The sequence below is a fragment of the Azospirillum sp. TSH58 genome, from assembly GCF_003119115.1.
Lineage (GTDB): Bacteria > Pseudomonadota > Alphaproteobacteria > Azospirillales > Azospirillaceae > Azospirillum.
This window is the reverse complement of record NZ_CP022363.1, coordinates 256,541-280,233: the sequence shown is the minus strand read 5'-3', so window position 1 is coordinate 280,233 and position 23,693 is coordinate 256,541. Positions and strand designations below refer to the sequence as shown.

Sequence of the window (23,693 nt, the reverse complement as noted above, 5' to 3'; positions counted from 1 at the left end):
GGACGGTCACTCCCTGACGGAGTGATTCGGGACGGCGTCGCGGATCGCCGCCAGGGCGGTGGGGTCCAGCGCGCCGCCCCGGTCGGCTCCGGCGCACAGCGCGGTGCGGAAGCCGAGGTAATCGGGCGCGAGCGGCAGCAGAGCCGGGATATCCTCCCGCCTCAGCGAACCGGCAAGGCCGGTGAGCAGGCCGAGACCGCGCGCCCGCGCCAGGAATCGTGACAATTCCTCGTTCGTCTTGTGGCTTGGCAATCTGCCCTTGCCCTTGCCGGCGGTGTCGAGCATGGCGCCGGCGAAGCCGGCTTGGGCAAGGGCGGGAAGCAGACGGTCGGCGTCGGTCCAGAGATCGGCGAAGAGAACGGCGACGATGCGGGCGCCCCGCCGGGCTTCCGGCGTCAGCGCGGCCGCGCAGCCCGCCGGATCGCCGGACGGAAACAGGCCGATCTTCACGTAATCGACGCCGCAGGCCCAGGTTGCGGCCACCCGCCCCGTCACGATGGCGGGGTCCATCGGCAGGTCGCCCACGGTGGCGCTCAGCGGCGCACGGGCGGGCCATCGGCGGGCCGTGTCCACGGCGCGGGCGATGCTCTCCAGCGGCCATGCGCCGAGCGCACCCGCTTTGGGGTCCTTCAGATCGAGGATGTCCGCCCCGCCTTGAGCGGCGAGCGCGAGTTCATCCAATGAGGCGACGCTGGCGAGCAGCCGGGTCATGGCGCGCCGTCCCCGCCCGCCCGGTGTTCGGCGATGCGGTCGAGCAGCCAACCCCACGCCTCAAGCTCCACGGGGCCGGCGGTCTTTCCGATGGCGATCGACAGATAGTCGATCTCGCGGTCGATCTTCTCGGGAGGCAGGAGATTCAGGCGGCTGACCAGGATCGCCCCCTCCACCACCGCGGCCTGCGCCCGGTTGAAGCCGCGGAAGGGGCGGTGGGTGACGCGATGCACCGGGCGGCAGTCCAGGCGGGGGCGCACGCCGTCATCCTCAACCGCCGCAACCTCCACCTCCTCATGCGCCAGCGCCCCGGCAAGCACCGCGCCGCGGATGCGCTCCGCCGGAATGGTCGGCCAGTCGCGCCGCCGTCCGGTGACGCAGCCGGCGAACACCCGGACGTCGTCGCTGAAATTCACCACCGCGCAGCGCGTGGCAAGCAGGTTGTCGAGCGTGCGCGACGGGCGGAAGGGGGCCAGGACATAGCCGGTCTCCGTCACCGTGGCGCCCATGGGAGCGACATGGACGTTGCCCGCCGCGTCGCAACTCGTGATGATGGTTTCGCGGATGAAGGTCACGTCTCGCGCCCTCCGGCGCCGTCCGGCGCGTCCACCGCCACGCCCCAGCGCAGTTCGTTGTCCTGGCTGTAGCGCTTGCCGAGCTGCCACGCGATTTGCGCGCGCGCCAGTTCCGCCCCGAGATAGAAGGCGTGCCCTGCATCGGTACGCGGGTCGATGTGCGGAAGCAGGGCGAAGGGATCGCCGGCCACATGGTGCCCGTCGCGGTTGTAGAGATGAAGTCCCTGTTCCGTCACCTCGATCCGGTAGTTCGGGTCGCGGATGCGGGCGGCGAGGTCGGCCACCTGCTCGGGCGTGCTGGTGAAGGGCTTGCGGTCGCGCAGGCAGAGCAGGGCGTCGCCGAAGTTGCGCGGCAGGGCGTGGGCCTCCGACGCGGCGAGGAACTGGCGCCGCGCCGCGTCGAACTCTCGGATGGTCCGGCGGCAATGGGGGCTGACCTGGACCGTCAGGATGTGGTCGATGCGCAGCTCGGAGACGATCCCCATCAGCAGGGCGGTCATCCCCGGCGTGTCGGCGTCGGTCAGTTCGGTCACGTTGCCGACGCCCATCAGGATTTCCAGGTCGGGATGGCGCGTCCGCACCTCGCGGTAGCGGAGCAGGGAGTCCGTGAAGCCGTGATGGATCGGCTCCAGGATCGGGTCGGCGATGCAGCGCCGCCCCGTACCGTGGATGGCGTCCAGCGCCCGGTAAAGAGACGGCAGATCGCCCGGTGTGGTGGGGATGACGATGGGCACCGCGTCGGTCTCCTGGGCGACCCAGGCGGTTTCCTCCGTCAGGCTCAGCAGGTAGGAGGCCCCCGCCCCGGCACCGCGCAACAGCTCCTTGGGGTCGAGGGAATCGACGCTGACCGTGTGACCGGCCTCGCGCAGCGCCGTCACCGCCTCCTCCAGATGGGGAAAGGGATGGTCGGGCAGTCCGCCGAGGTCGATCACGTCGGCCCCGTCCGCCGTGAAGCGGGCGGCGCGCTCCAGGATGGCCGGCAGGCCGAGCAGCGGCGCCTCGACGATCTCGGCGAAGATTTTTGTGCGGTAGCGGCTGAGATCGAGCGGAGCGGCCTGCCGCCGGAAATGCTGGGGCAGGTCCTCCACCTCGTCGGGACCGCGCTCGAAGGGCACGCCGAAATGGGCGGACAGCCGGTCGAGGTCGCCGCGGAACCGCCCCGGCAGCAGAACGAGGTCGGCCCCCTCGGTCGAGGCGAGGCGGCGCAGCACGATCTCCGTCGTCGCCAGCGCCGCGACCTTGATGCCGAGATTGACCACGGTGGTCCGGAACTCCAGTGGCTCCAGGGAAGCAAGCACATGGCGCAGGCGCGGTTCGGCCAGCGCGCCGGTCAGGAACAGGACGTGCTTGGGGCGTTCAGCCATCGGGGTTCGGATCGTCGGCGTTCGGATCGTCGGCGGGCAGGGTCAGCCGGGTGCCGCACGGGTTGCTTTGGTCCAGCGCCTTGGCGAAGCGTCGGTGATCGTCGCGCGACACGCACCAGACGGCGCCGCCGTAGCGCGCCATGCGGCCCGGCAAGGCCGGGTCGACGACGCCCTCCGCGACGAGCCGGGTCGCCGGGACGGTGGCGTCCGGCAGGGAGGCGGACTTGACGAGGACCGCGCAGGTGGCGCCGAGCGCACCGGCCAGCCAGACCGCCAGACTGTCGGATGTGACGTCCCAGCTCTCCGCCACGTCGGCGCTGTCCGCCAGGGGGAGGGGCATCCAGACGGTCGGGCTCGGCCGGCCGCGCAGGTCGGCGAGACTGCGGGCCGGGGTCAGCCTCGGCTCCAGGTCGGCCAGGGCGGTTCCGTACTGCTCCATGGCGAGGAGGGCCATGCGGTGGGCGGCGCGGTCGCCGAAGCCGAGCGCCGGCTGGGCGTCGCGCACGGCGTCGGCGAAGGGGCCGCCGCCGGGGACGACCACGACCCTCAGGCGCCGCGCCGCGGCCAGGATTTCCAGCCAGCTTCGCAATTCCGGGGCGCGCCACAGGCTGCCGCCCAGCTTCACGACCCACAGCGGCGCGCTGCTCATGATCCCGTTTGCGCTCCCTCGTGGCGGGTGCGTTCGATGACAACGCCGACGCCGGCGGATTCCGGAACGACGTCCAGCTTCTCCACCTGCACCCGCGCGCGGGTCACTTCCGGGTTGGAGAAGCACAGGGCGAGAATCCGGTCGCCCAGCGTCTCGACGAGGTTCACATGGGCGCCGTCGCGCAGGGCGCGGATGCCGTCGATCAGGAAGTCGTAGGACAGCACGTCGTCCAGGCTGTCGGTCATCGGCCGGTCGGGCCAGGGCAGGGTCAGAGAGACGTTGATCCGGACGCGCTGCGTGCGCTCCTTCTCCTGGTCCCAGACGCCGATCCGGAACTGGTCCACATAGTCGCGCAGCGTGATGTCGTAGTACCGGACGCGGCTCGCCGCCGGGCGGTACGGCACATAGGAGAGCAAAGCGTCATCGGCCAAGCGATCCTCCTCCCCGTGTCGGACGAAGGTTGGCTCCCCCGCCTCGGATGTCGTCAGGGTTCGTCACCGGTCGGACGGCGGTGCGGCCAGCAGGCGGTGACGCAGCAGCCAGTCGACGCCGCGCCGCCAGGAACGCTCGTTGTCGCCGCGGATGTCCGCGTTCGCGACGGCGACGATCCCGCCGTCTCCGGTGTCGTCTCCGGTGCGGCGCATTATAATCTGCATGTTGAGGATCAGCGTGCTGATCTTATGGATGAAACCCGTCACCACGATGTCCGCGCCGGCCCGGCGCCCGAGGTCGCGTTCGCAGCCGTTGCACCGATAGAGCGACGCCGGCACCTCCGCGGCGACGGCGCTGTCGCGGACGCCGGTCACCTCGTAGCCGCCGTCCTTCAGCCCGTCGCGCAGCAGCGCCGTCACCCGCTCCAGCCGTCCGGCATGGTCCGGATCGGGGGGCTCCCGGCTGGTGTCCACCAGTTCCAGATCGAAGACCAGAACCTTGGCCGGCGCCTGCGCCGCCGCCACGCCGCTCAGCAGCAGGAACAGGAGCGCCGTTGCGGCGAATTCCGTTGGCCTCACCCGAATGCGTGGATGGGCAAGGGCGCCCGATATCCGGCAGACTTTCATCATGCGTCACCGCTCCGCTGTCCTCGCTGCCGCGTTGCTCACCCTGGCGTCTGTCCCGGCGGCGTCCGTCCCGGCGGCGGCGGCCGGGAGCGATCCGGATTGGCCCTGCGTCCAGATCCTCGTGCCGACCCTGTCGTCCGGCCAGATCTGGCCCGGTGATCCCATCGAGGGGAAGGAAGGCGACTGGCGCGACATTCCCGGCACCGAACCGGTGCTGAAGCAGATTCTCGACCGCCGGCTCGATCCGGGCCAGGAACAGGCGGCGATCGACCGCTTCGCCGATCAACTGGAGGCCGACGGGGCGGCGGCGGACCGCAACGCCGCCCTCACCGCCCTGTTCGCCGGAGCCTTCGACGCGCTCAACCGGGAGCGCGGCCAAGCTATTTCGGCCATCAAGCGCTACGCCCACCAGCAGCGCGTCCTGCTCGACAGCATCGACGCGGCGCTGACCCGTCTCCAGGCGCTCCCCGCCGATGCCCCCGAGGCGGCGGCGCTGCGCGAGGAGATCGCGTGGCGGCGGCGCATCCTTGACGAGCGGCGGCGCAACCAGACGGCGCTGTGCGAACAGCCGGTCCAGTTCGAACAGAAGGCCGGCCGCATCGCCCGGGACATCGCCGCACGCCTGGACTGAGGCGAGCCGCGTCGGTCAGTTGGACGCGCCGCCGGCGAAGGGTTCGACCGTCTCCAGCCCGTATCCCGCCTCCTGCCAGCGCAGGGCGCCGTCGGAATACCAGTAGACGTTGCCGTATCCCCACTCCACGGCGCGCTTTGCGGCGTTCCAGGACATCCAGCAGTCCGGTTCGCAGAAGAAGACCAGCCGGGACGCCCGGTCCCCGCCGGTCAGCGTCTCCAGCCCGGCGCGGAAATAGCGTTCCTGCTCGCCCGACAGGCTGCCGTAGCCGACGTTGGGCAGCCAGACCGCTCCCGGCAGGCTGCGGCGGGGCGGCGGAACCCACACGGCCGGCGCCGGGCGGTCCGCCGGGCGCGGCGGCGCCGGCATCACGTCGACCAGCCGCGTGTCGGGAAAGTGTTCGATCAGCCGCCGCAATTCCGCCAGGGTGACGGTGGAGGCGCCGGACAGACCGGCGGGGGTCGGGGCGCGGTACTGGTCCATCCGGTAGCCCGGCGGCTCGATGGCGGCGGCGGTCTTCAGCGCGCCGTCCGGGCCGATGAGCGGGACGTGGTAGCGCAGCAGGATGCGGTCGATGTCGTCCTGGCGGCGCTTGATGAAGTCGTTCAGCCAGTGCTTCCACTCCGGCTCGTCGGCGCGGATGCCCATGGAGATGTTGAATTGCAGCCGGGCGACCGCCGGCTCCCTGACCAGCGGAACGACGGTCAGCGGCTCCGTCTGCTGGGCGGCGAAGTAGCCGGCGATCGGCCCCCAGATCACCGCGGCGTCGGTCCTGCCGGCGGCCACGTCCTCGATGGCGTCGCGGGCCGGGTTGTTGGCGCGCGTGTCGGTGTTGAGCTGGTAGGGCTCGGTCCGGGTGATGCCGTAGAGGCGCAGCAGGTTGACCGCGGGCGTCTTCTCGACCACGCCGATGCGGGCGTCCTTCAGGGAAGGGTCGCCCACGCTTTCCGCGCGGATCCCCGACTTGGTGCGGTAGACGAGGGAATAGACGGTCCGGTAGTAGGGGTTGGTGTTCTGCATCAGCTCTTCGCCGGACGCCGTGCCCATCACGAGGTCGCATTGCCGGGCGCGCAGCGTGTTGCGGACGAAGCCGATGCTCTGCGGCCACCAGTAATAGGTCACCGGCTTCTTCAGGTCCTCGCCGATGAGCCGGGCGATCTCGTTCTCGAAACCCTCCATCCGCTCGTTGGAATAGGGCAGGAGGTTCGCGTCGGCGCAGACGCGCACGCTCTCGCGCTCCGTCACCTCGACGGCGCGGGCCGGCGCGGTGACGGACAGCAGCGCCGCGGCGATGGCGACGGCGGCGGCGAACGTGGAGGGAATGGCCATGAAGGGGGTCCTCCGCCGGTTCAACCGCCGATGCGTTGCGGGCGTCCGCCGGGCAGGGCGCCGTCCGCCCGCGCTTTCAGGTAGCGGTAGATGTCGTCCAGGTGATCCATGATGTTGGGGTCCAGGCCGAAGGAGGGCATCACCTTGTCGCCAGTGGCGCCCTGGTTCTGGCGGCCGTTGACGACGACCTCCTTGAACTCGTCATAGCTGAGGCGCTTGAGCGAGTCCGCGAGGCTGGGGGCGAAGGACGACCCCGACGCGTCGAAGCCGTGGCAGGTGTGGCAGGTCGCGTGGAAGCGGCGGTAACCGTTGTAGGTTCCCTTGTCCACCTGACCGTCCTTGACGATGTAGGTCGGTGTCCCCTCGGGGGTCGTCGGCGCGTCCTGCGCCAGGGCGGCGAAACAGGCGACGGTGCCCGCCGTGAGCACACCGGTCAGCAAGCCAAGTCTGCGTTTCATGGATGTCGAGATCCTTGCCCGGATGCCCGGGCTCAGTGAATGCCGGAAGTCAAAAAACCCCCGGTGCTTGCGGCACCGGGGGCAGGTCTGCCGATCACTTCTGGTCCGGAACGTGGAACACCGTCAGAACGCCGCCGAGCTGGGTGTATTCGCCCAGCGACTGGTGGGCACCGACCGCGCCGAGGCCGGCGGTCGCCACCCCCCCGCCCTCGGTGTGGCCGGGATGGACGGCGTTGTGCCACGCCTGCGCCCCGGATTCCTGGGTCAGGCCGGCGGCGAGACCGATGCCGGCCCAGCCGCCGACGCCCGACAGGACGGCCACATACTGCTTGCCGTTGTGGGTGTAGGTGTTGATGTTGCCGATGATCCCGGACGGGGTCTTGAACCGCCACAGCTCCTTGCCGTCCTTCATGTCGACGGCGACGAGGTAACCTTCGAGCGTGCCGTAATAGGCCACGCCGCCCTTGGTCGACAGGGCGCCGCTCCACACCGCGAAGCGCTCCGGCCGCGACCAGACGATCTTGCCGGCTGCCGCGTCCCAGGCGATGAAGTTGCCCATGCCGCCGTGGGAGTTCGGCGTCGGGTACATCGACACGGTCGAGCCGACATAGGCCTGCCCCGCCGTGTAGGAGACGGAGAACGGCTCGTAGTCCATGCAGATGTGGTTGGTCGGGACGTAGAACAGGCCGGTGTCCGGCGAGAAGGAGGCCGGCTGCTGGTCCTTGGTGCCCAGCGCCGCCGGGCAGACGGCGGCGGTGTTTTTGTCCTCGCCGTTGGCGAAGGTGCTGTATTTGTCGACGACGTTCGGCCGTCCGGTCTTCATGTCGACGTCGGTCGCCCAGTTGACCGTCGGGTCGTATTTCTGCGCGACGAGCAGCTCGCCAGTCGCCCGGTCCAGGGTGTAGGCGAAGCCGTTGCGGTCGAAGTTGACCAGGACCTTGCGCTGCTGGCCGTTCATATTGATGTCGGCCAGAATGTTCTCGTTCACCCCGTCGAAGTCCCATTCATCGAACGGCGTCTTCTGGTAGACCCATTTCGCCTCGCCGGTTTCCGGATCGCGGGCGAAGATGGTCATCGACCATTTGTTGTCGCTCTTGGCCCGGTCCTTGTCGACGGCCCGCTGCGTCGGGTTCCAGGTGCCGGGGTTGCCGGTGCCGTAATAGATCAGGTTGAGCGCCGGATCGTAGGTGTACCAGCCCCAGGTGGTCCCGCCGCCGCGCTTCCATTCCTCGCCCGGCCAGGTCGAGACGCCGAGATCCTTCTGCCCGATCGGCTTGCCCATCATCATCGTCTTCGACGGGTCGATCTTCACGTCCGCGTCGGGGCCGGTCGAGAAGGCCCGCCAGACCATCTTGCCGCTGTTCGTGTCGTAGGCCGTCAGATGGCCGCGCACGCCGAACTCGCCGCCGCTGATGCCGACGAAGACCTTGTCCTTGACCACCAGCGGGGCCGCCGTCAGGGTTTCGCCCTTGGTGTGGTCGCCGTTCTTCGCCTTCCAGACCTCCTTGCCCGTCTTGGCGTCGAGCGCGACCAGCGTGTTGTCCGCCTGGGCCAGGAAGACCTTGCCGTCGGCGACCGCGACACCGCGGTTGACGGTGTCGCAGCACATCACCGGGATGACGGTCGGGTCCTGGACCGACTCATATTTCCAGATGACCCGCCCCGGATTGTTGAGGTCCAGCGCGAAGACCTTGTTGGGGAACGGCGTGTGAATGTACATCACGTCGCCGACGACGATCGGCCCGCCTTCATGGCCGCGCAGAACCCCGGTCGAGAACGACCACGCGACCTGGAGATTCTTGACGTTGTTCGTGGTGATCTGGTCGAGCGGGCTGTAACGCTGCCCGGCGTAGTTGCCGAGCTGTGACGCCCAGTTGTTGGGGTTCGCTTCATTCTTCAGAATGCTGTCATTCGCAGAAACCGAGCCGGCGGCGACGACAGCGACAGACGCCAGAAGCCAGCGAGACAACATTTTCATGACGATCCCTCCCGTGATGGCGCTTATTGTTTACCCAAAAACCAATGGGCTTCTTGCTTATGAGCGCGGTTCTGAGTGCAAAAGGCGCTGTCGCGCGGATGTTGTCGCGCGGTATGGTTGGATCTGAATTCAATATTCAGAAAAGCTGACGCCAAATTGGTGCTTAATGCTATATTGGGGCCATCTTCTCGTCAAGGCTCTGTAGAATAGAAAACGACAAACAGTCGTCTTGATCCAGATTTATCCAGACATGTCCACAAATTGGGAGTAAGAGGATAATCCCTTAAAAATATGATTTTTCTATTTATTTATTTGCAGTTTCCTGCGTGAATTTTGTGCGGAGCAGCAATATTTGCTGCAAAGCAGCATGATTGGCTGCGGCCCGCTCCTCGCCGCAGACTGTTTGGGTCGCGGACTGTTGGGAGGGTTATTCCGGCCTTCGTCCGTCTGGGCGGACGTGCCGAAGGCGCCGGTTCATCCGTCTTGCCTACGGGAACGACACATCATGTTCGAACTGGTTCTGGTGATCTGTCTGGCCATGCGGCCGGAGCAATGCGCCATCGAACGTCCACTCTCCATCGAACGCTATCCGACGGCGGTGGAATGCACGCGCAACAGCTACGTCCACGTCGTGCATTGGCTCATGGAGCATCCCAACTGGAACGTCCGTCAATGGCGGTGCGAGCAGCCTGGAGCCTGACGCCCGCGCAGATCGAACCAAGGACACGAAACGGTCAATTCAACGTTCCGTTGATCTGCGGCGCGGCGAGTCCAGACTTGCGCGAACACTTCTCTGGGGCTTGTGCCCGTTCCGCTTCTTCCCCTGCATCTTCGGCCTCGCAAACTCCTAACGTTTAGGCATTGGTTAACCTTCGATGCCTAATGATTCGGCGCCCTGTGGTTTGGCTCATTTCTGAGCAGCCTGTATCCCGGCATCCTGTCCTCGTCCGGGGCATGGCATGCGGCTTGCTCTCGCTGATCCACACGATGTTGGCACAGCCGTGCCGTTGCGTTTTGGAGCACCCGATGTTTGTTACTCTGTCGATGATCTTCTGCCTGGCCTCCGACCCCACCCAGTGCCGAACCATCAATCCGATGGTTCCCGACACCGAACCCCTGACCATGTCGAGCTGCCCGATCGCCGGCCAGATCGAGAGCGCCAAGTGGATCAACGATCACCCGAAGTACGAGCTTCAGCGCATCCAATGCACGGTGGGCAAGCGGTTCAAGCAGCAGGGCGCGTGAGGATGTGAGCGCGGGGGACGGTTCGCTCCCGTCTCACACCAGCGCCGCGGCCCGGCGCAGGTCGGCCACGAATTCCGCCTGCGCCCGCCGCCGCTCCTCCTCCCCCGGAAGCCTCAGCAGGTAGGACGGGTGGACGGTGACGAAGCCGTTCCATCCGTCGAAAGCCATCGGTCCCCGTTCGCGCAGAACCGCGACCGTCCGGCCGGTCAGCGCCAGGGCCGCGGTGGCTCCCAGCGCGACGACGAGGCGGGGGCGGACGAAGCCCAGTTCCGTCATCAGCCACCAGCGGTAATGCTTGACCTCGCCGGCGGTGGGGGACTGGTGGATGCGCCGCTTGCCGCGCTGGACGAACTTGAAGTGCTTGACCGCGTTGGTCAGGTAGACGCCGCCGCGGTCGATGCCGGCCTCCTCCAGCGCGGCAGTCAGCAACTGGCCGGCGGGGCCGACGAAGGGGCGGCCGTCACGGTCCTCCTGGTCGCCCGGCTGCTCGCCGACGATGGCGATGGCCGCCCCCTCCGGCCCCTCGCCCAGCACCGCCTGCGTCGCGCCCGGCACCAGGGGTTCGGAACGCTGGATCACGCGGTTCAACTCAGCCAGACTTTCCGGGGCCTGCCGGGCCATCGCCGCCACCGCCTTCTCGGGCATGCGGCGGCGCGGGATGGCGGCCTCCGCCTCCAGCATCGCCTGGACGCGGGCGGGGGCGGAGCGGACCAGCGCGGGGATGGCCGCCGTCTCCGGCATGTTGGCCCAGTATTTCCGCGGCATCTCCGCCCGCATGGCCGTCGGGTTGACCCGCGCGGGGTTGAAGGTGCTCTCGTAATAGCGCAGCCAGCCCTCGGCGAAGCGGTCGTCGGCCAAGGAGTCCGGACGCTCCGCGGGTGGGCCGGTCATCAGGCTCCGGCGGTCCCAGTGCAACGAGCCCTTCGGCGTCAGGATCGTCCACACCATGCTCTCGAAGCGCTCGACGAAGAAGGGTGCGACGGCCTCGACGATGTGGTGGTCGGGCTCGAACCAAGCGACGTAGCGTTCCCCGCCGTCCGGGTCGGAGAGCGCGCGGAAGCGCAGGAAGGCGTGCATCTTGTGGATGTCACGGCGCACCGCCTTGTCGAGCCGCTCCAGCCGGTGCACCAGCGGGTCGGCGTGCTGGTCGAGCAGAGCCCGCTCCCCGTTCAGCACCCGCCAGACCAGCCGGTAGAGCAGGGCGTAGCGTTCCGGGTCGCTGTGGCAGACGACGGTTTCGATCAGCTGTCCGACCGCCTGGGGCAGGAAGACCGGGGCACCGTCTTCGGAGGCAGGGGCGTCGTCGCCGAACAGCGATGGTGCGCCGACGCTCCACAGCACGCCTTCGGGCGCCGTGCGGGCGGCGGCGAGGCGGCGCACCGCCCGGCGGAAGCCGTCGAGGTCCGCCCCCTCCCGCAAGGTGATCGTGCGCATCGTCAGAACAGGCTCAGCTGGCTGGACGGCGTGACCAGCCGCTGGCGCAGATCCAGCCGGTCGGTCAGCCCGCCCGCCGGGTGGTAATCGGCGGCGATCAGGAAGGGGCGCGCCCGCCGCAGCCCGGTCGACAGCCGCCCCAGATCCTCCAGGCGCAGGCGGGTGTGGCGGCGCGCCGACAGGATCTTGTCCACGGCGCGCGCACCCAGCCCCGGCACCCGCAGCAGCATCTCGCGGTCGGCGCTGTTGACGTCCACCGGGAAGCGCTCGCGGTTCTTCAGCGCCCAGGCCAGCTTCGGGTCGATGCCGAGGTCGAGCATCCCGTCCTCGCCGCCGGACGCGATCTCCTCCACCGTGAAGCCGTAGTAGCGCAGCAGCCAATCGGCCTGATACAGCCGGTTCTCCCGCTGCAGGGGCGGCGGCTTGACCGGAAGGACCGAGCTGGCCTCCGGGATCGGGCTGAAGGCGGAGTAGTAGACGCGGCGCAGCCCGTAGCGCTGGTAGAGCGTGCCGCTGGTCTCCAGGACCGAGCGGTCGGTGGCGTCGTCGGCGCCGACGATCAGCTGGGTGCTCTGGCCGGCGGGGGAAAAGCGGCGGCGTTCCTCCTTGGCTTCGACGATGCGCTCGTTGACCTGACCCATCACCGCCTTGATGGTGCCGCCGTTCTTCTCCGGCGCGAAGGCCTTCAGGCTGTGGTCGGTGGGCAGTTCGAGGTTGATCGACAGGCGGTCCGCCCACAGCCCGGCCTGCTCGATCAGCCAGGGGCTGGCCTCGGGGATGGTCTTCAGGTGGATGTAGCCGGCGAAGCCGTGGTCGCGCCGCAGCGTCCGCGCCACCAGCATCATCTGCTCCATCGTGTGGTCCGGCGAGCGGATGATGCCGGAGGACAGGAACAGCCCCTCGATGCAGTTGCGCTTGTAGAAGCCCAGGGTCAGTGTCACCACCTCCTCCACCGTGAAGCGGGCGCGGCGGACGTTGGAGGAGCGCCGGTTGATGCAGTAGACGCAGTCGAACAGGCAGTGGTTGGTCAGCAGGATCTTCAGGAGCGAGACGCAGCGCCCGTCCGGCGTGTAGGCGTGGCAGATGCCGGCGCCGGTGGTCGAACCCAGCCCCTCCTTGCCGCCGCGGCGCGGCTTGGCGCCGGACGAGGCGCAGGAGGCGTCGTATTTCGCCGCATCGGCCAGAATGCCGAGCTTCTCGATCAAGGCGTCGTCCATCGTCCCATCCCATGCTGCGTGCGTGTTCTTAATATGTTCCCCTTGGGGTGGGAGGCAAGCGGCGCGTGCGGCGCCGGGTGGGACAAAGTCCGACCAGCGTCGCCGGGGCAATCTTGGATGGCGCCGAAGCGGAACCACATATCCGGGATGACCTCGACACCGCCGTTCCGGCTCGGCCGCCGCACCGTCCTCGCCGCCACCGCAGCCGTCGCTGCCGCGTCCCTCGGCGGCGCCCTGGCGCGCCCGCTGCAAGCCGCCCAACCGGCGGCCGGGGCCGCGTTCGACCCGGCCTTGCTGGACCGGGCGGTCAAGCGGGCGGCCGGGCTCGATCAGATCCACGCGCTGGTCATCGGGCGGCATGGGGCGGTGGTGTCGGCGGAGGCCTTCCGGGGACCGGCGGTGAACCGCGCCGTGAACGTCAAGTCGGTGTCCAAGACCATCGCCGCCTCGCTCGCCGGCATCGCCATCGACCGCGGAGTCCTGCGTGGCGTCGACGTCACCCTCGCCGAGGCGGCGCCGGGGCTGGTTCCGGCGGCCGTCGATCCGCGCGTGCGCCGGATCACCATCGCCGACCTTCTGACCATGCAGGCCGGTCTGGAGCCGACCTCCGGGCCGGGCTACGGCCGCTGGATCAACAGCCGCAACTGGGTCGTCGACGCGCTCCGCCGTCCCTTCGTCACCGATCCGGGCGCGCGGATGCTCTATTCAACCGGGAGCTACCACCTGCTGGGCGCGGCGCTGGCCAGCGCGTCGGGGCGCAGCCTGCTGGCCCTGGCGCGGGACTGGCTGGGCGAGCCGCTGGGCATCGACGTGCCGTCCTGGACGCGCGACCCGCAGGGCTTCTACCTCGGCGGCAACAACATGGCGCTGTCGCCGCTCGACCTCTTCCGCTTCGGCGAACTGTGGCGGCAGGGCGGCTTGTGGAACGGACAGCGCGTCATCAGCGCCGCCTGGGTGGAGGCTTCCTGGGTGCCGCGCACGCGCTCCCCCTTCTCCGGCGACGACTACGGGTACGGCTGGTTCCTTGCCGAGGCGAAGAGGCACCGCATCGCCTACGCGCGCGGCTATGGCGGGCAGATGCTCTATCTGGTGCCCGGCCTGGGGCTGACCGTCGTCGTCACCTCCGACCCCACCCGCCCGGCGCGCTCCGACGGGCATGTCGGCGTCCTCCACGCCCTGCTGACCGACGACATCATCCCGGCGGCGGAGATGGCCTGACGGGCCGGCGGATCAGCCGGACAGGCCGCCGCTGCGCAACCGCCGCATCATGTCCTTCCCGGGCAGGAAGGCCACCAGCACGGCCCCGGCCGCCGCCATCGCGGCGACGGTGCCGAGGACGGCGGCCAGGGGCACCGCCCCTCCGGGAAGGGGAGCGCCATCGGCGAGACCGGCGACCACCGCCGCCCCGACGATCCAGCCGAGCGGCACCGCGACCGCGGCGACGGCGGCGCCCAGGAGGACGAACTCCAGCACCACCGCCTGAATCATCGAACGCCGCCCGACCCCGAGGGTGTGCAGGATCGCCATCTCATGGCGGCGCCGCTGCGCGCTGCTGGCGACGGCGCCGAGCAGGACCACGGCCGCCGCGCCGAGGGCGACGGCGGACAGGCCGTTCAGAAGCCCGCGCACGGTCCGGACGGTCGAGCCGAGCGCGTCGAGCACCTCCGCCACGCGGACGGTGGGGGCTTGCGGGACCGCCTGCGCCACCGCCGCCTCCACCGCCGGAACCGCGCCGGAGGGTGACCAGACGGCGGCGACGAGGCTGTGCGGCGGCGGCTCCGGGAAGGGGGAGAGGAGAACCGGAAAATCCAGGTCGAGCCGCGCCCAGTCGATGCGCCGCAGGTTGGCGACGGTCGCGGTCACCGGGCCGCTTGCCAGGGCCAGCGTGAGGCGGTCGCCCACCGCCAGCCCCAGCCGGCGGGCCACTTGCGCGTCCAGCGAGGCAAGCGGTGGGCCGGCGTAACCCTCGGGCCACCAACTCCCCGCGACGATCCGGTCAGCGGGTGCGGGACGGTCGCGCCAGGACAGGCCGCGGTCGCCGCGCACCGCCCAGCCGACGGAGCGCGGGGCATCCGCTTCGGTGATGGCGGTGCCGTTGAGGCGGCTGATCCGGGCGTGCAGGAAGGGCGCCGTCTCGACCCGCACGACGCCGGGCAGGGCGGAAAGCTGTTCGCTCAGGAGCTTGCCGTCCCGCGGGGAAATGTTCAGCACGACGACGGAGGGCGTCTGCGCCGGCAGCGTCGCCTCGACATGGCCGGTCGCCGACCGTCCGACCACGCCGACCGCCACCAGCAGGGTCAGGCCGATGCCCAGCGCCACGGCCAGCGGGACCGTCGGCGCGCCGGGCCGCCCGAGATTGGCGACGGCCAGCCGGACCACCGGACGCCGTCCATGCGCCAGCCGGCGGGCCATCCCGGCAAGCCCCCGCCCGAACAGGGCGAACGCCGCCGCGATCATCCCGGCGACAAGCAGGAATCCGGCGATCGCGAGCGGCATCCCCGTCCAGGCGGCGAGCAGACCGGCGAGCGCCAGCCCAAGCAGCGCGACGGCGCCGCGGGTCCGCCACCCCAACGGCTGGGACAGGCCATCCGCCGCCCCCCGCCAGACCGCGGCGGGGCTGGTCCCGGCGGCGCGGGCCAGCGGCGGCACGGCGCAGAGCAGCGCCGCCAGAAGCCCGACCGTCCCCGCCAGCAGCAGGGCCGCCGGATCGACGGCTCCACCCGTCTCCGGCATCCAGTCGAGCGGCAGGGCGTTCACCGCCATGGCGGCCAGCAGGGCGCCGGTGCACAGGCCGATCAGCAGCGCCACGCCGACCACGGCCAGCGTCTGCACCAGGAAGGCGGTGAAGAGCAGGCGCGGCGAGCCGCCCAGCGCCTTCAGCGTGGCCAGGACCGGCAAGCGCCGGGCGAGGTGTGCCGACAGCGCCCGGCCGATGCCGACGCCGCCGATCAGCAGGATGGACAGCGACCCCAGAAGGAACAGAGCGCGGGCGAGGTGCACGGTGCGGTCCACGCCCGGAATGCCGTGGGCGGCGTCGACGATCCGCCATCCGGCATCGGGAAAGCGGCTTTCCAGATCGCGCAGGACGGCGTCGGAACGGGCCGTTTCCGGCAGGACGAGGCGATAGTACCAGTAGACGGGCATCCCCGGCTCGGCGAGGCCCGTCTCGTCCAGCGCCCGGCGGTCGATGACGACGCGCGGGCCGAGGGAGAAGGCGCGGAAGGCCCGGTCCGGCTCATGCTCCAGAACGGCACGGATCGCGACCTCGGCGGTCCCGAGCCGCAGCCGGTCGCCGACGCTCAGCGCCAGCGCGTCGAGGAGGTCGGCGGACACCGCCGCTCCCCATCGCCCGTCCCGCCGGGCCAGCGCCTCGGCAAGGGACAGGGCGCCGGACACCGCCGCGGTGCCGACCAGCGGGTAGCTTTCTTCGACCGCCTTCAGTTCGACCAGGGCGCGGGCGCCGCCGGCGACCGTCGAGGCGACGGGCCGCAGCTCCGCCGTCTCGCCGAGCCCGCCCAGCGTTTCGAGGAACGCCCGTTGCTCCGGCGTCGCCGGGGCGTGGAACAGGCGCAGCGAGAGGTCGCCGCCGACCGCCTCGCGCGCGGTGGCCCGCATCCCGTCCAGCACGCCGCCGCTGAGGGAGCCGACGGCGGCCATCATGGCGGTCCCCAGCGCCACCCCGAGGACGACGATCCAAAGTCCGGCGACGCCGCCCCGCAGGTCCCGCCAAGCCAGCCGCAACGCGATGCGCAGATGAGTCATGGCGGACATATCGTGAAGGTCCCGCCGGCCGGCAACCGTTCTGGCAGCCTCGCTGTCGCGTTTGAAATTTTCCTCTCCCCGGAGGGGCGAGGGCCATAAAGGCGCCTGCGCGGCTACCCCCGGCAGTGCAGCCGTCGCCGATGGCGGGGCGGCAGGGGAAGGGCGGACTGGACCGCCGCCAGGGCGCGCAGGCGCTCCGCCAGGGCGGGCGGGAAGGGCGTCACCTTGCGGGTCCCGAGATCGACGTGGATCGACAGCTGTTCCATGGTCGCCGCGACCGTTCGGTCGTCGGCCCGCCGGATCTCCAGCAGGCTCAGCAGCCGCTTGTCGTCGGCGTCGAGCAGCCGCAGAGCCACTTGCAGAGGCGTTCCGGCGCGCAGCTCCCGCCGGTAATGCACCGCCACATCGACCACGAACAGGCCGAACCCCTCGTCCCGCGTGTAGGTCTCGCCCAGCCCCCATTGTTCCATCAGGGCGTAGCCGACCTCGTCGAACAGGGCGACGTAGCGCACCATGTTCATGTGGCCGTAAAGGTCGATCCAGCTGTCTTCGACGGTGTGCACGCCGGACAGCAGGATGTCGGACGGCAGGATGTCCGGCGGCAGGGCGTGGTCCTGGGTCATGGAGTGCCTTGGAGGGTGGAGGTCTGGTCCGGCGGGAAGACGCTGCGCAGCCATTGCCGGATGGCCGAGATGACCGGCGTGTTCCAGCGGTGGACCGGGGCGATGAAGTAATAGCCGCCGATGGTCACGTTGCTGTCCACCATCTCCACCAGCTCGCCGTTGGCCAGCGGCTCGGTCACCAGCAGGTCGCTGACCAGGGCCACGCCGCGCCCCAGCCGGGCCGCCTCGATGGTCAGGTGCGCCTGCCACAGCCGGGGGCCGCGCAGCCGCGGGATGTCGGCGATGCCGGCCTCCTCCAGCCAGGCTTCCCACATGCCGGTGGACTGCTCGTGGATCAGCGGCAGCCCGACGAGGTCGGCGGGGGTGCGCACGTCGGGGTAGCGCGCCTTGAACTCCGGGCTGGCGATGGCGAGGATGCGCGGCCGCGCGAACATCTCCGAGCGCAGCCCGTCGGCGACGGCGCCGCCGTCCTCCAGATACATGATCTCGGCGTCGGCCTCTTCCCGGCTGAAGTCGGGGCGGGTCGAGGTCGGCTGAAGGATCACCTCCCGCCCGGTCAGCGCCTCCTCCAGTTCCGGCAGGCGGGCGAGCAGGCAGCGCGAGGCCAGCCCGGCGAGGCAGCAGATGTGCACCGCCTCCATCCCGCCGTTGCGCAGCTCGTTGCTGGCCTCGCCGATCAGGTCGAAGGCGCGGCGGAGCTGGGAGGCGTAGCGGATGCCCTCGCGGGTCAGGGACAGGCCGCGCCCCGACTTCGCCACCAGCTTCACCCCCACCGCCTGTTCCAGATTCTGGATGTGGCGCGACACCACCGTGTGGGACACCGCCAGCTCGTCGGCGGCGGCCCGCACCGTGCCCTGGCGGGCGAAGATGTCGAAGGCGCGGAGGGCGAGAAGGGGCGGAAGGCGGCGCGCCATGCGGACCTTTGGGCTGTGGACGGAAGCCGGGGCGAGGCTGGGAGCGATCCCGGCGGCAGTATGGAACATTTCCGCCAGCACCGCACGCGCCCCTTCGCCGCCCGCCGCCCGCCGCTCTCCCCCCGCGTTGCCCATCACACCACCGCGTCGCGGCGCAGCGCGCCGATCTCGTCGGGGCTGAAGCCGAGATCCGCCAGGATGGCGTCGGTGTGCTCGCCCAGCCGCGGCGCCGGGCTTTCCGCGGGCAGGGGAGCCTGCGGCATGGTGATCGGCACGGCGGCGAAGCGCTTGCCCGAGCCCTCCGGCACCTCCACGACCATCTTGCGGTGGACCACCTGGGGATCGTTCAGCGCGTCCGGCACGCTGTTGATCGGGCTGGCCGGCACGTCGGCGTCCTCCATCGCGTCCAGCCAGGCGTCGCGCCCGCGGGTGAGGAAGACCTCGCGCAGCAGCGGCTCCAACTCCGCATGGTTGGCGTTGCGGGCGGAGCCGGTGGGGAAGCGCGGGTCGGACAGCAGATGCTCCAGCCCCATGGCGCGGCACATCCGGTCCCACTGCTCGTTGGTGTCGACGCAGATGGCGATGGGCTTGTCGGCGGTGGGGAAGGCCTGGAAGGGGGCGATCAGCGGGTGGCGGCTGCCCAGCGCCCGCGGCGTCTCCCCGGCGTTCAGGAAGCGGGCGATGGCGTTCTCCATCAGCGCGAGCTGGCAATCGAGCATCGCCACGTCGATGAAGCTGCCCTCGCCGGTGGCCGTCCGCTTCTGCAGGGCGGCGAGGATGCCGACGGCGGCGAACAGGCTGGACCCGATGTCGCCGATCGACGCGCCGACCCGGCAGGGATCGCCGCCCGGCTCGCCGGTGATGCTCATCATGCCGGACATGGCCTGGGCCACCACGTCGAAGCAGGGCCGGTGGCGGTAGGGGCCGTCCTGCCCGAAGCCGGAGATCGAGGCGTAGACCAGCCGCGGATTCACCGCCTTCAGGTCGTTGTAGCCCAGCCCCAGCCGGTCCATCGCCCCGGCCCGGTTGTTCTCCACCAGCACGTCGCAGGTGGCGACGATCTTCTTGAAGATCGCCTTCCCCTTTTCCTCCTTCAAGTTGAGCGTCAGACTCCGCTTGTTGCGGTTGACGCTGAGGAAGTAAATGCTCTCCTCCTCGCTGAAGGGAGCAATGATGCGGGTGAAGTCGCCCTTGCCGGGACGCTCGATCTTGATGACCTCCGCCCCCAGCGCGCCGAGCAGCCACGTGCTGTAGGGGCCGGCCAACATGTGCGTGAGATCGACCACGCGCACGCCGGCCAGGGGGCCTTCGCGGCGTTGCGTATCGGTGTTGAGCATGCATGATCCTTCGGATGGCCGGGCGCCGCGCAGGCGGTCCGGGCGGGGCCGCGCGCCCGGCCGGAAACCGGTCCGGTCCAGGGCGGCGGCGGGAATGCGATACCCAAAGGCTTGCGCCACGGCGGCCGGAAAACAATCGCTTAGTTTGGCCCAATCCGGTGCATGGAAGGCACCGTTCCGCGGTTCGGCCCGGCGGTGATATTGGTGCGTTCCGTGCACCGGACCGCATCGTTTTTTCTGCTTGTGACACTGACTGTGTCCGGTACTCTTGACCTTGCCGGGAGCGGATCGGCCTGATCGTAATCTCTGTCGGCCATCGGAAAGTCTTCATGATTTCCGAGACGGGCGGTCTCTTTACTCTCATCGCCTGTCCTGTGAAACCGCTCGGCGCGCGTCGCGGCAGCGATGCGCGGCCTTCCACAACCAGGAAAGGACAACCCGCGCGTGATCGATCTTTCGGGAAAGGCGGCCATCGCCGGCGTTTATGAATCGCCCCGCCGGGATGCGCCGCGCGTCCACCCCTTCGCCCTTCAGATGGAGTGCATCCTCGGCGCGCTGGATGACGCCGGGCTGACGCTGAAGGACGTGGACGGGCTGTGCGCGGCCTCCGGCGACTGGGCCGAGGGCGGCAGCACCATGGATGTGGTCGAACTGGCCGAGTACATCGGGATCGCGCCGACCTACGTGAACAGCACCGACGTCGGCGGCTGCTCCTACATCCTCCAGGCCGGGCAGGCGGCGGCGGCCATCGCCACCGGGCTGGCCGAGGTGGTGGTCATCAGCTACGCCGCCTGCCCGCGCTGGTGGCCGCTGAGCAGCCCGTCCTTCGACCCCTTCGTCTTCCCCGCCGGTCCCGGCCAGTACGAGATTCCCTACGCGCCGACGCTGATTTCGACCTACGGCCTGTTCGCCCGTCGCCATATGGACCTCTACGGCACCACGCCGGAACAGCTTGCCCAGGTGGCCGTGACCTTCCGCGAGCACGCCGCGAAGAACCCCGACGCCCGGCTGCGCAAGCCGATCACGGTGGACGACGTGCTGGCCTCGCCGATGATCGCGTCCCCGCTGCACCGGCTGGACTGCTGCGTGGTGACGGACGGCGGCGGCGCCGTGGTGATGACCAGCCGGGAGCGGGCGCGCGACCTGAAGAAGCCGCCGGTCCATCTGGTCGGCTACGGGGCCGCCGTGGCGCGCACCCAGAACAGCCAGATCCCCGACGACCTGACCACCCCGGCGGCGCTGTCCGGCCCGCGCGCCTTCGCCATGGCGGGGGTGACCCCCGGCGAGATCGACGTGGCGCAGATCTACGACGCCTTCACCATCACGCCGATGCTGGCGCTGGAGGATCTGGGCTTCTGCGGGCGGGGGGAAAGCGGCGCCTTCGTCGCGGACGGCAACCTGACGCTGGGCGGCAGCCTGCCGACCAACACCGACGGCGGCGGCCTGTCGTCCAACCACCCCGGCAAGCGCGGCATCTTCACCCTGATCGAGAGCGTCCGCCAGCTCCGCGGCGAGGGGCCGGGCGTCCAGGTGCCCGACGCCCGCATCGCCCTGGCCCATGGGCTGGGCGGCACCTTCTGCTCCGCCGCCACCGCCATCCTTGCCCGGTAAGGTGCCCCGATGACCAGTATGACCATCCCGCCTGTCCAGGATGAGACATCCGCCCCCTTCTGGGAGGCGGCGCGCGAGGGGCGCTTCCTGATCCAGCGCTGCCCGGAGACCGGGCGGTATCAATGGTACCCGCGCGCCCATTCCATCCACGCCCCGCACGCCCGCCCGGATTGGGTCGAGGCCAGCGGGCGCGGCGAGCTGCTGACCTATTCGGTCGTCCATCGCGGCAACCAGCGCGGCGATCCCTACGTCTGCGCCCTGATCCGGCTGGAGGAGGGCGTCACCGTCTTCTCCCGCGTCGAGGGGGTGGCGGAGGCGGATCTGCGGGCCGGACTGCCGCTCGCCGTGGCCTTTCACCAGCTCGACGAGGCCACCAGCCTCCCCGTGTTCCGCCCGCGGACTCCCGACTGAGGGTGCCATAAGAATGACCGCCATCCATCTCGACGACATCAAGCCGGGCGACCGAACGCGCTCCTCGCGCGTCACCGTCACCGAGGCGCACATCGTCTGGTTCGCCGGGCTGACCGGCGACTTCAACCCGCTGCACATGGACGCCGAGGCGGCCAAGGCCAACGGCTTCGGGCGGACCATCGCCCACGGCATGCTGACCCACTCGCTCAGCACCGGCCTGCGCTCCGCCATCGACGACTGGGCGATCCTCGCCTTCCTGGAGACGCGCCGCCGCTTCGTCGGCCCGGTCTTCGCCGGCGACACCGTGCATTACGAGGCGGAGGTGGCGGAGGTCCGCCCCAGCGCCTCCAAGCCGGACCGCGGCATCGTCCGCGTCGCCATCACCGTGAAGAACCAGCGCGGCGAGACCGTGCAGGAGGGCGAGGACGTGCTCTCCATCGCCCGCAAGGAGGCGCAGGCATGAGTTCCGCTGTCGCTCAATCCAACCGCCTCGCCGGCCGTGTCGCCTTCGTCACCGGCGGCGGCGGCGGCATCGGCCGCGCCGTCTGCGAGCGGCTGGCCGCGGAGGGTGCCGCGGTCGTCGTCGCCGACATCGGCGCGGAGGCCGCCGAGACCGTCGCCGCCGCGCTGCGCGCCGAAGGGGCTCAGGCCCACGCCACCGCGCTGAACGTCGCCGACCGGGAAAGCTGGGGCGCCGCCGTGACCGGCCTGCCCGAGGCCTTCGGGGGCGTGGACATCATGGTCAACGTCGCCGGCATCGTCCGCGACCGCTCGCTGCCCAAGATGACCGACGCGGAATGGAACGCCGTCATCGACGTGAACCTGCGCGGCACCTGGCTGGGCTGCCAGACGGCCTTCCGGCTGGTCGGCGACCGCGGCTGGGGGCGCATCGTCAACATCGCCTCCACGGCCATCCTGGGGACCTTCGGGCAGGCCAACTACTCCGCCTCCAAGGCCGGGGTGGTCGGGCTGACCCGCACCGCCGCCCTGGAAGGGGCGCGCCGCGGCATCCTGGTCAACGCCGTCGCTCCGGGGGTTGTCGAGACCGCCATCGTCGAGGGCGTGCCCGACACGGTGCGCGCACAATGGCTGGAGAAGACGCCCATCGGGCGCCTGGGCAAGCCGGCGGAGATCGCCGCCGTCGTCGCCTTCCTGGCGTCCGACGACGCGGCCTACGTCACCGGCCAGACCATCGTCGCCGACGGTGGGGCGACCACCGGCGATTACTGACCCTTTTTCCTCCGCAACGAAGAACGACGCCGAAACGGCGATACCGCAACGACAAGACAGGGATTGGCAACATGATGGAATTCTCGCGCCGCCGCCTTCTCCAGACCGGCGGACTCGTCGGCACCGCCCTGGTGACCGGCGGGCTGGCCGGCACCGCCTTCTCGCGCATCGCGTCGGCGGCGGACGACCCGCTCTACGCCGCCGCGAAGAAGGAAGGCGCCCTGACCCTCTATTGGGGCTCCTACGAGCAGCAGACGATGGAGGCAATCCGCGACGCCTTCAAGGCCAAGTATCCGGGCATCGAGGTGAACCTGCTCCGCCAGGCCTCGCAGACCGTCTACACCCGCCTGCGCATGGAGCTGCAGAGCGGCGTCCACGAGTGCGACTCGCTGGGCACCACCAACATGCTGCACTACACCGAGCTGAAGAAGATCGGCGCGCTCGCGCCCTTCGAGCCGGTGGACGGGGTGCACATCCCGGACGCCTTCCGCACCCTCGACCCCGACAAGATGTTCCATGTCGGCGCCATCAGCCTGACCAGCATCAACTACGCACCGGGCAAGGTCCCGTCTCCGCCGGCCAGCTGGCAGGCTCTGCTGGAAGACCAGTGGCAGGGCAAGATCACCACGGGCAGCCCGGCCTTCTCCGGCGACGTGGCGAACTGGGTGGTCGCCATCCGCCGCAAGTACGGCGACGACTTCCTGCGCGCCTTCGGCAAGCAGAAGCCGAAGGTCGGCCAGTCCAACGTCGACACCGTGACCGACATCCTGGCCGGTGAGCGGGTCGTCGGCTCCGGTGCGCCCTTCAGCTACACGCTGACCCAGAAGGCCGCCGGCAACCCCATCGACGTGGTGGCGCCGTCCGACGACGCCATCCTGAACCTGGGCGTCACCGGCATCCTGGCCAAGGCCCCGCACCCGAACGCCGCCCGGCTGTTCACCAACTTCCTCTATTCCACGGAGGTGTCGATGATCCTCCAGAAGAACTACTGGCCGACGCTGCGCAAGGACGTGCCCTGGGCGGAGGGTCGCTCGCTCGACCAGTTGAAGTGGACCCGCAACACCGGCGACGACCTCGGCCCGGAAGTCGCGGAAGGCATCGCCAAGTGGAAGGAACTGGTGCGCTGACCTTAATTCCCTCTTCCTCCCGCTCACGC

Annotated in this window: 24 protein-coding genes; 9 read left to right on the top strand and 15 right to left on the bottom strand. The window is 69.9% G+C overall.

Features of this window, described 5'->3' with window-relative positions; all coding sequences use genetic code 11:
• Positions 1-6: 6 nt before the first annotated feature.
• From TSH58p_RS01155 to TSH58p_RS01130, 6 genes are all read right to left on the bottom strand, one after another.
• Entirely contained in the window at positions 7-711 is a 705-nt protein-coding gene (locus TSH58p_RS01155; RefSeq protein WP_109069780.1) for a (5-formylfuran-3-yl)methyl phosphate synthase, read from the bottom strand.
• Positions 708-1,286, bottom strand: a complete 579-nt coding sequence (locus TSH58p_RS01150) for a DUF447 domain-containing protein (RefSeq protein WP_109069779.1) — start codon at positions 1,284-1,286, stop codon at positions 708-710. Before TSH58p_RS01150 ends, TSH58p_RS01155 begins: the two co-directional genes overlap by 4 nt.
• Positions 1,283-2,650, bottom strand: coding sequence for a DUF6513 domain-containing protein (locus TSH58p_RS01145; protein WP_109069778.1), 1,368 nt, complete (start codon positions 2,648-2,650; stop codon positions 1,283-1,285). The genes TSH58p_RS01150 and TSH58p_RS01145 overlap by 4 nt, the downstream gene beginning before the upstream one ends.
• The gene (locus tag TSH58p_RS01140) at positions 2,643-3,299 is read right to left on the bottom strand and encodes an aspartate/glutamate/uridylate kinase (RefSeq protein ID WP_109069777.1); all 657 of its coding nucleotides are present in this window, start codon (positions 3,297-3,299) and stop codon (positions 2,643-2,645) included. Before TSH58p_RS01140 ends, TSH58p_RS01145 begins: the two co-directional genes overlap by 8 nt.
• Positions 3,296-3,730 carry a dihydroneopterin aldolase gene (locus TSH58p_RS01135; RefSeq protein WP_109069776.1) on the bottom strand — a complete coding sequence of 145 codons (435 nt, stop codon included), beginning with the start codon at positions 3,728-3,730 and terminating at the stop codon, positions 3,296-3,298. Before TSH58p_RS01135 ends, TSH58p_RS01140 begins: the two co-directional genes overlap by 4 nt.
• A 63-nt stretch (positions 3,731-3,793) precedes the next feature.
• A complete protein-coding gene (locus TSH58p_RS01130) occupies positions 3,794-4,309 on the bottom strand; it encodes a DUF3280 domain-containing protein (RefSeq protein ID WP_109069775.1) in 516 nt (171 codons plus the stop codon).
• A 49-nt stretch (positions 4,310-4,358) separates the two neighbouring features.
• Here TSH58p_RS01130 and TSH58p_RS01125 point away from each other — a divergent pair, with 49 nt between their 5' ends.
• Positions 4,359-4,988, top strand: a complete 630-nt coding sequence (locus tag TSH58p_RS01125; protein ID WP_109069774.1) for a hypothetical protein — start codon at positions 4,359-4,361, stop codon at positions 4,986-4,988.
• A gap of 15 nt (positions 4,989-5,003) precedes the next feature.
• Here TSH58p_RS01125 and TSH58p_RS01120 read toward each other — a convergent pair whose 3' ends face one another.
• From TSH58p_RS01120 to TSH58p_RS01110, 3 genes are all read right to left on the bottom strand, one after another.
• Complete coding sequence (locus tag TSH58p_RS01120) at positions 5,004-6,317, bottom strand: quinoprotein dehydrogenase-associated putative ABC transporter substrate-binding protein (RefSeq protein ID WP_247874004.1); 1,314 nt, start codon at positions 6,315-6,317, stop codon at positions 5,004-5,006.
• A gap of 20 nt (positions 6,318-6,337) precedes the next feature.
• Positions 6,338-6,775, bottom strand: coding sequence for a cytochrome c (locus tag TSH58p_RS01115; protein WP_109069773.1), 438 nt, complete (start codon positions 6,773-6,775; stop codon positions 6,338-6,340).
• Between the two features lie 94 nt (positions 6,776-6,869).
• Positions 6,870-8,753, bottom strand: a complete 1,884-nt coding sequence (locus tag TSH58p_RS01110; RefSeq protein ID WP_109069772.1) for a methanol/ethanol family PQQ-dependent dehydrogenase — start codon at positions 8,751-8,753, stop codon at positions 6,870-6,872.
• A gap of 505 nt (positions 8,754-9,258) precedes the next feature.
• Here TSH58p_RS01110 and TSH58p_RS01105 point away from each other — a divergent pair.
• Both TSH58p_RS01105 and TSH58p_RS01095 read left to right on the top strand, forming a co-directional pair.
• A complete protein-coding gene (locus TSH58p_RS01105) occupies positions 9,259-9,453 on the top strand; it encodes a hypothetical protein (RefSeq protein ID WP_109069771.1) in 195 nt (64 codons plus the stop codon).
• Between the two features lie 326 nt (positions 9,454-9,779).
• Positions 9,780-9,998: a hypothetical protein gene (locus tag TSH58p_RS01095; protein ID WP_035680398.1), complete on the top strand. Its 219-nt coding sequence runs from the start codon at positions 9,780-9,782 to the stop codon at positions 9,996-9,998.
• 33 nt (positions 9,999-10,031) lie between these two features.
• Here the strand turns inward: TSH58p_RS01095 and TSH58p_RS01090 are convergent, their stop codons facing one another.
• Positions 10,032-11,432, bottom strand: coding sequence for a UdgX family uracil-DNA binding protein (locus tag TSH58p_RS01090; protein ID WP_109069770.1), 1,401 nt, complete (start codon positions 11,430-11,432; stop codon positions 10,032-10,034).
• A 2-nt stretch (positions 11,433-11,434) separates the two neighbouring features.
• On the bottom strand, positions 11,435-12,649 hold the full coding sequence (locus TSH58p_RS01085; protein WP_109069769.1) for a putative DNA modification/repair radical SAM protein: 1,215 nt from the start codon (positions 12,647-12,649) through the stop codon (positions 11,435-11,437).
• Between the two features lie 147 nt (positions 12,650-12,796).
• Here TSH58p_RS01085 and TSH58p_RS01075 point away from each other — a divergent pair, with 147 nt between their 5' ends.
• Positions 12,797-13,867 carry a serine hydrolase gene (locus TSH58p_RS01075; RefSeq protein ID WP_109069767.1) on the top strand — a complete coding sequence of 357 codons (1,071 nt, stop codon included), beginning with the start codon at positions 12,797-12,799 and terminating at the stop codon, positions 13,865-13,867.
• Positions 13,868-13,879: 12 nt separating this feature from the next.
• On the opposite strand, the gene TSH58p_RS32860 is transcribed toward TSH58p_RS01075, so the two are convergent.
• From TSH58p_RS32860 to TSH58p_RS01045, 4 genes are all read right to left on the bottom strand, one after another.
• Positions 13,880-16,420 carry an ABC transporter permease gene (locus TSH58p_RS32860; RefSeq protein WP_158282594.1) on the bottom strand — a complete coding sequence of 847 codons (2,541 nt, stop codon included), beginning with the start codon at positions 16,418-16,420 and terminating at the stop codon, positions 13,880-13,882.
• A 104-nt stretch (positions 16,421-16,524) separates the two neighbouring features.
• Positions 16,525-17,034, bottom strand: a complete 510-nt coding sequence (locus tag TSH58p_RS01055; protein WP_109069766.1) for a thioesterase family protein — start codon at positions 17,032-17,034, stop codon at positions 16,525-16,527.
• Positions 17,031-17,948, bottom strand: a complete 918-nt coding sequence (locus tag TSH58p_RS01050) for a LysR substrate-binding domain-containing protein (protein ID WP_109069765.1) — start codon at positions 17,946-17,948, stop codon at positions 17,031-17,033. The genes TSH58p_RS01055 and TSH58p_RS01050 overlap by 4 nt, the downstream gene beginning before the upstream one ends.
• 134 nt (positions 17,949-18,082) lie before the next feature.
• The gene (locus TSH58p_RS01045) at positions 18,083-19,285 is read right to left on the bottom strand and encodes a CaiB/BaiF CoA-transferase family protein (protein WP_204165708.1); all 1,203 of its coding nucleotides are present in this window, start codon (positions 19,283-19,285) and stop codon (positions 18,083-18,085) included.
• Between the two features lie 444 nt (positions 19,286-19,729).
• Here TSH58p_RS01045 and TSH58p_RS01040 point away from each other — a divergent pair, with 444 nt between their 5' ends.
• The 5 genes from TSH58p_RS01040 (at position 19,730) to TSH58p_RS01020 (ending at position 23,664) form a co-directional block, all read left to right on the top strand.
• Positions 19,730-20,896 (top strand): acetyl-CoA acetyltransferase, encoded by a 1,167-nt coding sequence (locus tag TSH58p_RS01040; RefSeq protein WP_199230106.1) that lies wholly within the window; start codon positions 19,730-19,732, stop codon positions 20,894-20,896.
• A gap of 9 nt (positions 20,897-20,905) precedes the next feature.
• The gene (locus tag TSH58p_RS01035; RefSeq protein WP_109069763.1) at positions 20,906-21,307 is read left to right on the top strand and encodes a Zn-ribbon domain-containing OB-fold protein; all 402 of its coding nucleotides are present in this window, start codon (positions 20,906-20,908) and stop codon (positions 21,305-21,307) included.
• Positions 21,308-21,320: 13 nt separating this feature from the next.
• Positions 21,321-21,770: a MaoC/PaaZ C-terminal domain-containing protein gene (locus TSH58p_RS01030; protein WP_014242262.1), complete on the top strand. Its 450-nt coding sequence runs from the start codon at positions 21,321-21,323 to the stop codon at positions 21,768-21,770.
• The gene (gene fabG, locus TSH58p_RS01025) at positions 21,767-22,537 is read left to right on the top strand and encodes a 3-oxoacyl-ACP reductase FabG (protein WP_109069762.1); all 771 of its coding nucleotides are present in this window, start codon (positions 21,767-21,769) and stop codon (positions 22,535-22,537) included. The genes TSH58p_RS01030 and fabG overlap by 4 nt, the downstream gene beginning before the upstream one ends.
• 71 nt (positions 22,538-22,608) lie before the next feature.
• The gene (locus tag TSH58p_RS01020; protein ID WP_109069761.1) at positions 22,609-23,664 is read left to right on the top strand and encodes an ABC transporter substrate-binding protein; all 1,056 of its coding nucleotides are present in this window, start codon (positions 22,609-22,611) and stop codon (positions 23,662-23,664) included.
• Positions 23,665-23,693: the final 29 nt, after the last annotated feature.